General features: G+C 50.6%; 6 protein-coding genes and 1 pseudogene. 5 read left to right on the top strand and 2 right to left on the bottom strand.

The genetic code is table 11. The annotated features are described in order from the left end of the window. Positions 1 to 11: 11 nt before the first annotated feature. A complete protein-coding gene (locus E1162_RS12190) occupies positions 12 to 707 on the bottom strand; it encodes a helix-turn-helix transcriptional regulator (RefSeq protein ID WP_371311924.1) in 696 nt (231 codons plus the stop codon). Between the two features lie 321 nt (positions 708 to 1,028). On the opposite strand from E1162_RS12190, the gene E1162_RS12195 reads away from it, so the two are divergent. The 5 genes from E1162_RS12195 to E1162_RS12215 all read left to right on the top strand — a co-directional run bounded on the left by E1162_RS12195 (position 1,029) and on the right by E1162_RS12215 (position 6,236). Beyond that, positions 1,029 to 2,195: a M24 family metallopeptidase gene (locus E1162_RS12195; RefSeq protein ID WP_155131206.1), complete on the top strand. Its 1,167-nt coding sequence runs from the start codon at positions 1,029 to 1,031 to the stop codon at positions 2,193 to 2,195. A gap of 56 nt (positions 2,196 to 2,251) precedes the next feature. After that, positions 2,252 to 3,025 (top strand): maleate cis-trans isomerase family protein, encoded by a 774-nt coding sequence (locus tag E1162_RS12200; RefSeq protein ID WP_155131209.1) that lies wholly within the window; start codon positions 2,252 to 2,254, stop codon positions 3,023 to 3,025. A gap of 27 nt (positions 3,026 to 3,052) precedes the next feature. Beyond that, positions 3,053 to 4,018: a DMT family transporter gene (locus E1162_RS12205; RefSeq protein WP_155131212.1), complete on the top strand. Its 966-nt coding sequence runs from the start codon at positions 3,053 to 3,055 to the stop codon at positions 4,016 to 4,018. A gap of 79 nt (positions 4,019 to 4,097) precedes the next feature. Then, on the top strand, positions 4,098 to 5,255 hold the full coding sequence (locus E1162_RS12210; protein WP_155131215.1) for a M20 aminoacylase family protein: 1,158 nt from the start codon (positions 4,098 to 4,100) through the stop codon (positions 5,253 to 5,255). A 108-nt stretch (positions 5,256 to 5,363) separates the two neighbouring features. Next, the gene (locus E1162_RS12215) at positions 5,364 to 6,236 is read left to right on the top strand and encodes a DMT family transporter (RefSeq protein ID WP_257098935.1); all 873 of its coding nucleotides are present in this window, start codon (positions 5,364 to 5,366) and stop codon (positions 6,234 to 6,236) included. 69 nt (positions 6,237 to 6,305) lie between these two features. Here the strand turns inward: E1162_RS12215 and E1162_RS12220 are convergent. Further along, positions 6,306 to 6,642: pseudogene (locus E1162_RS12220) on the bottom strand (dihydroxy-acid dehydratase domain-containing protein); the annotation flags it as partial.

Raw genomic sequence — 6,642 nt, forward strand, 5'->3', positions numbered from 1 at the left:
GGTACTTTCTATCAGTCTTGGTGAGGTTTGAATTCACGGATGTATTTGTAGATGGCATGCCGTGAGATACCCAGTCGCTCGGCAGCAAGAGCAGTTGCTTCTTTGAACTCGAAAATACCGCGCTCGTAGAGCAGCTTTGTAATTGTCTTGTTGTGAGCTTTCGGGCCAATTGTTGGATCTGCATCGACTTCGCTAATGGCAAGATCGAGCGCACTGTTGATTGTCTCTGTCGCGTTGTGAGAGAAATTTTCGTCCAACGCAGCAGTGCCGGTTTCTTCAAAGCCAGGGGTGTATGCACCTACGATTTCAGAGAACGGCATAGACAGGTTTATGTTCACGCAAAACATACCAATCGGCTTCCCGGACTGGCCGAGAATGATCGTTGTTGTCGACTTCAGGAGCTGGCCTGCGGCGTTGCGTGTAAAGTATGGCTTTGGAGTGAGGTTCCCCGTTTCCCGGTACTCACGCAGCATACGTAAGCCCAAGTCAGTAATAGGGGAGCCGATCTTTCGGCCAGTAAGATGTCCGTTCACAATCTTCGCAACTGAGGTTTCATAGTTTTGAAGAGAGTGCACGACGACTTCACAATGCGGGCCGATCAGGTCCGCCATTGATTGCGCGATTCTAAAATAGTTGGCGAGCCGGTCATCGTCGTCTTCACGAAGCTCGGCCACAATATCTAAGTCTCTCAAAGTGTTTTCGGACACGGTAGCCCTCATCGAAATTACTGTCTGTTGACTGTTGCGTTCAGCAGTTAACCCAAATTCACGCCTTGATCAAGATTATAGTTCACAATTATGGGCCAAAAAACGCAATTTCGCATGAATTTTTGTTAACTAGACGTGCCAGAGGGGCTTTTTTGGTTAAAATTGTAGTGTTAAACACCTATTACGGTATAATTTAGTTGACTGAGAGCGAATAGTTGACAATTTTAACCTCAGTTACCGCACTTCACGAGTTAGGGTGCATTAAATTTAACTCTGTGAGTTGCATAGGAAACAGACAAGCGAGAAGATTGGGAGTAACGTATGTCTGCATTGTCTCCACGCGGCTTTGAAGTCTCGGAATTTGAAGCCCGAACCGCACGCCTTCAGAAAATCATGCATGAAAAGCAGGTGGACGCCGTAATGTTCACTACCGAGCCAAATGTTCGGTACTTTTCAGGCTTCTTCACTCAGTTCTGGCACAGCCCAACCCGCCCTTGGTTCCTCATCGTTCCGCTGGAAGGTATGCCGATTGCTGTGATCCCTGAAATTGGCGCGACTGGCATGGTTGCGACTTGGGTTGAAGATATCCGCACTTGGCCTGCTCCTCGTCCAGAAGATGATGGTATCAGCCTGCTCGCAGCAGCATTGAACGAGCTGCCAAAGAAATACGGCCGCATCGGCGCGACCATGGGCATCGAATCCTACCTACGTATGCCGATTAACAACTTCCTCAAACTTCGTGACGAGGTTTCCTCTGAGTTTGTTGATGTTGCTCTCGAAGTACACAACCTGCGCATGGTCAAATCTCCTGCAGAAATCGCGAAAACCCGCGAAATCTGCAGGATCACCAACAAAGCATTCGATCTTATCCCAACCTACGCCAAGGTTGGCATGACAGAGCGTGAAATCTGTAAGCAGTTCCGCATTGATATGCTGACAGCAGGCGCGGACGAATGCCCTTACATCATCGCAGGCTCTGGTCCGGATGGTTATGACAGCATTATCATGGGTCCAACCGACCGCGTGCTGAATGATGGTGATGTGCTCATCATCGATACTGGCGCTGTCCGCGATGGTTACTTCTCTGACTTCGACCGTAACTGGGCGTTTGGTAGTGCAAGTGAAGAAACTCTGGCAGCATACCGCGCGACTTATGAAGCAACGACTGCAGGCTTCGCTGCTGCAAAGCCGGGCAACACCACCACAGACATCTACAACGCTATGTGGAGCGTTCTGGAAGCTGCAGGTGCCCTTGGCAACGACGTTGGCCGTATCGGCCACGGCCTTGGTATGGAACTGACTGAGCGTCCATCCCACACTGCAACCGACAACACTCTGCTGCTACCGGGTATGGTTCTGACCCTTGAACCGGGCATGAACTACGCTCCGGGCAAGCAGATGGTGCATGAAGAAAACATCGTGATTACCGAAGACGGTGCTGAATGGCTCACAGAGCGCGCAGCTCCTGAAATGATCATCATTAAGTAATCAGTGGCCCTACTCGGTATTGGGGCCGGGTAGGGCACCTTTTTTAAGGTGTTACTATGAAATCCTTCGATGAATTCAAAGAATTCGAGATTCCACTAGATCACGTTCAGGCGCCGCGTATCGACCGTGTTCACATCGGCTTGGTGCAGCTTAGCACAGATCATTCTCTTGAAATGGACTGGGCGAAACTTCTAGGTACGCAAGCAGGCTGCTTCAGCTCACGCGTTTACTACAGTTCCGAAATGACACCTGAAGCACTTGATGCCATTGCAAAAGGTATCACTGACGCTTCTGATTTGATTGCTGATGGTTTGCCGATGGATGTTATGGCATTTGGCTGTACTTCCGCGTCCATCATTATCGGCGAGGAAAAAGTTGGCGAACTACTCACCAAGAACCGTGAGAAAGTACCAACCACCAACCCTTGGACCGCAGCACAAGCAGCGTTCCGCCATTTGGGCGCTAAGAAGATTGCTGTCTTCTCGCCTTATCCGAGTTCCGTAAACTACCCGCTATACCAGCAGCTCACAAATGCTGGCTTTGAGGTCGTAAAGCTCGGTTCCCTCGGTATCGAAAAAGATACCGAAATTACGAAGATCTCAAAAGAATCTATGCTTGAGGGTCTTGCAAAGATCCTTCCAGAATCCGGCGCAGATCTTGTGTTCATGTCTTGCACCAACCTTCGTGTGCTCGACCACATTCAGGAAATTGAAGACCGTTTTGGCATTCCAGTCGTTTGCAGCAACTCCGCCATGTTCTGGCACTGCATGCACCTGACGGGCAAAGTCGCCCAGTGTCCGGGTTACGGCAAACTTCTCAACGGCAATTGATAAATATTTCTAGATTGGATCACTACAATGTCTGCAACTACTAAAGGCTGGATTGCCGCAATTTTCGTTGGCTTGCTCTGGGGTATTCCTTGGATCGTTGGTACGCCACTGCTCGAAAAAATGGACCCGCAGGTTCTGGTTTGGCTGCGCTATACTGTGGCTTTCACCACACTTGGTATTATTTTTAATGTCGGCCTTGCAACCGGCCAGATGCAGAAGACTGCAAAGTTTGAACTGTCTTGGGCAAACCGCAACGACATCTTCTGGGCTGCTGCTTGTGGTATCGTAGGTCAGGCTGCATTCTCTTACCTCTCGTTCCTTTCTCTGGATTACATCACCGCTTCTGAGAACGGCGTTATTCAGGGCTTGATCCCAATTCTCATTCTTTCCGTTGGTGCTCTTCGTCATGGTGAACGCTTCACTATGATTCAGATCATGGCTGCGCTGTTCGCGTTCCTTGGTGTAGCGATCATCGTATTCGACCCGCACTCTGAAACCTCTGGCTTCAACATTGGTCACCTGATCTGCTTCTTGTCTGCTGCATCCTTTGCTTCCACTGCTTACGCTCGTAAAAAGCTTGCTGACAAGTACGGCGCTGTTCCAACCATGTTCCACCAGTTCGTGTTTGCGTCCCTCGGCTTTGGTGCATTCCTTCTGTTCTCTGGTGCAGACTTCGCTCCAGCTCTGCAGGCATTCACTTCTCCGATCCGTCTCGGCGCAATCTTCATCCTTGGCGTGTTCATTTCCGGCATCTCCTACCTCATCTACATCTACGCAATGAACCGCGTTGGCGTTGACGGTACCGGTATGGCGCTGAACCTGATGCCACTGTCTTCCTTCATCCTCGCAATCTTCCTGCTCGGTGAAGCGGTAACAGTATGGCGCGTTGTTGCTATCGCAGTGGTTATCGGTGCAATGACTGTCTTCGTAAAATACGCAGACAAAGGCGAAGAAAAGCCAGCAGCGAACGTTGTTCCTCAGCCAGCTGAATAAGCTCTCCTAGAAAAGAAAGAGGGTGGCTTTTTTAGCCACCCTCAACCTTGTGATCCCGTAAATTCCTTAAGGCTCGACCATGACCACCATCGAAGAAAAAGTTGTCTCTTGGCGCCAGCATCTGCACCAGTATCCAGAGTTTGGCTTTGAAGAAACCATGACCTCTGACTTTGTTGCTAAGAAGCTTGAGGAGTTTGGTATCGAAGTTCATCGTAATATCGGCAATACCGGTCTCGTTGGTGTTCTCAAATGCGGTGATAGTGATCGCACCATCGGCCTTCGCGCTGATATGGATGCACTTAAGATTAACGAACTGAACTGTTTTGCTCACGCTTCCAAGATCGATGGAATGATGCATGCTTGTGGTCACGATGGTCACACCGCAATGCTTCTGGGCGCAGCTCACGAGTTAGCGACCACCAAAGATTTTGACGGTACCGTCTATTTCATTTTCCAGCCAGGTGAAGAGCACGGCATCGGCGCGAAAGCGATGATCAATGATGGCCTGTTTGAAAAGTTCAAGATTGACGCTGTTTATGCCATGCACAATCTTCCGGGCGTTCCAGCTGGTCATTTCGTAACCAATCCGGGCTCCATCATGGCGGCCGAAAGTGCGTTTGAGATCGAAATTCTCGCGACGGGTGGTCATGCGGCTATGCCTCATATGGGCACCGACCCGATCGTTGTGGGCGCGCAGATCATTTTGGCACTGCAAACCATCACGAGCCGTAACCTCAGCTCCATTCATGAGCCTGCTGTAATCTCGGTAACCGAGTTCACCACCAACGGCACGACGAACGTCATTCCTTCTGCTGCAACCATCAAAGGTGATACCCGCTGCTTTACCGATGAAGCGCTGGCGAAAATCGAAGCTGCAATCGAGCGCGTAGCTGCGGGCCAGTGTGTTTCCGCCGGTGTCGATTATCGTTACAAGTTCCACAACGGCTTCTTGTCTACGATCAATACGCCGCGTGAAACCGAGGCTGCAGTGCGTGTTGCTAAAGCTCTGGTAGGCGAAGAAAACGTAGATGGTGCCGCGCCTCCGTTCACTATCTCGGAAGACTTCTCGTTCATGCAGCGCAAGGCTCCAAGCTGCTACATTCTCGTTGGTAATGGCGCCGAAGGAGAGAAGGGCGGCACTGCTCTCCATAAGCCTTACTACGATTTTAACGACGAAATTCTGATGACCGGTGTCCGTTTCTGGACGGGACTGGTGAAAGATCAACTAGGCGCTTGACATAACGCTCTTTGAGAGGCACCCACGCCTTTCACAAGGCCTTCCTTCCATCTCTCACTGGATGGGAGGAAGGCTCCCCCTCTCAAAAATCGGTATATGAGAAGTCCCATGCAGCCAGCCATGCTTCTCCCGCCAAGGCCCGCAGGCACGCTCTTTTTAGGGCTCGCTTTCGGTGCGCTTGGCTATTTCTTTTTTGCGCTCAATGATGCGATGGCAAAGGCGTTGCTTGCTGACTATTCGCTTGCAATTGTACTTCTTGTGCGTTCCATTGCAGCGCTGCTCTTTGTTGCCCCTCTGGTAGCTAAGAGGGGCCTGAAAGCCTCCTTCAAGAGCACTTGTCCGCGCCTCTGCCTTATTCGAACAATCTGCCTGACAATTGAGGTTTCGTTCTTTTACGCGGCGGTTGTCTATATCCCTCTTGCCGAGGCGCTGTCTCTTTACATGAGTGCGCCAATTATCGTTGCCGTTCTTTCCTACTTTCTGGGAGATAAACCTACGCGGGCGCAGTGGGCGACAATCCTTACCGGTTTTCTAGGCGTATTGATCGTTCTGGAGCCAGGTACGGCCATGTTTAATTGGCCAAGTCTGCTCGCGCTTTTCTCCAGCTCGGCATTTGCAGTCTCGATTGTTGTTACTCATCACATGAAGGATGAGAGCAATCTGACCATGATCTTGTGGCAGTTCATTGCTGTTGCGGTGACAGGGCTATTGCTTGGTCCAGATCTTGGTGAGCTTCAGGACTATACGGGTATGTTCCGCATCGGTTTGCTCGGTCTTGTTTCTATGCTTGGCTATCACTTGCTCAATAAAGCGGTGAGAATGACGTCCCCAAGCATCGTTGCCCCTATGCAGTACACATTGCTGCTTCATGCAACTATTTTTGGTGTCTTGTTCTTTAACGAGATGCCTACGACGACAACGCTTGTCGGTGCGCTTCTTATTATTTGCTCCAGCGCCTTCCTTTCCAAGCGGTCTTCCTAGTTTTTCACTCGGCATAAAAAAAGGGCTGGCATTGCTGCCAGCCCAGTTTTGCAGTTGGTCTGCATTTATTTAGTGAGATTCACGCGGGATATCTGCACCGCGGCAACCGAGGAGGAAGTCAAGGTCACAGCCGGTATCTGCCTGCATGACAGTGCGGCGGTAGAGGCCCTGATAACCACCTTCCTTGGAGAAGTCCGGTGCTACCCATTTCTCGCGGCGACGTGCCAGTTCTTCATCAGAAACTTCGAGAATGAGAGAGCGCGCATCAACGTCGAGGCTGATCATGTCGCCGGTTTCAACCAGTGCAATGTTACCGCCAGCAGCAGCTTCTGGAGCTGAGTGCAGTACAACGGTGCCATAAGCGGTACCGCTCATACGGCCGTCAGAAATACGCACCATGTCCTTG

Origin of the sequence: Pseudovibrio flavus (assembly GCF_009711345.1) — a bacterium.
GTDB classification, from domain to species: domain Bacteria; phylum Pseudomonadota; class Alphaproteobacteria; order Rhizobiales; family Stappiaceae; genus Pseudovibrio; species Pseudovibrio flavus.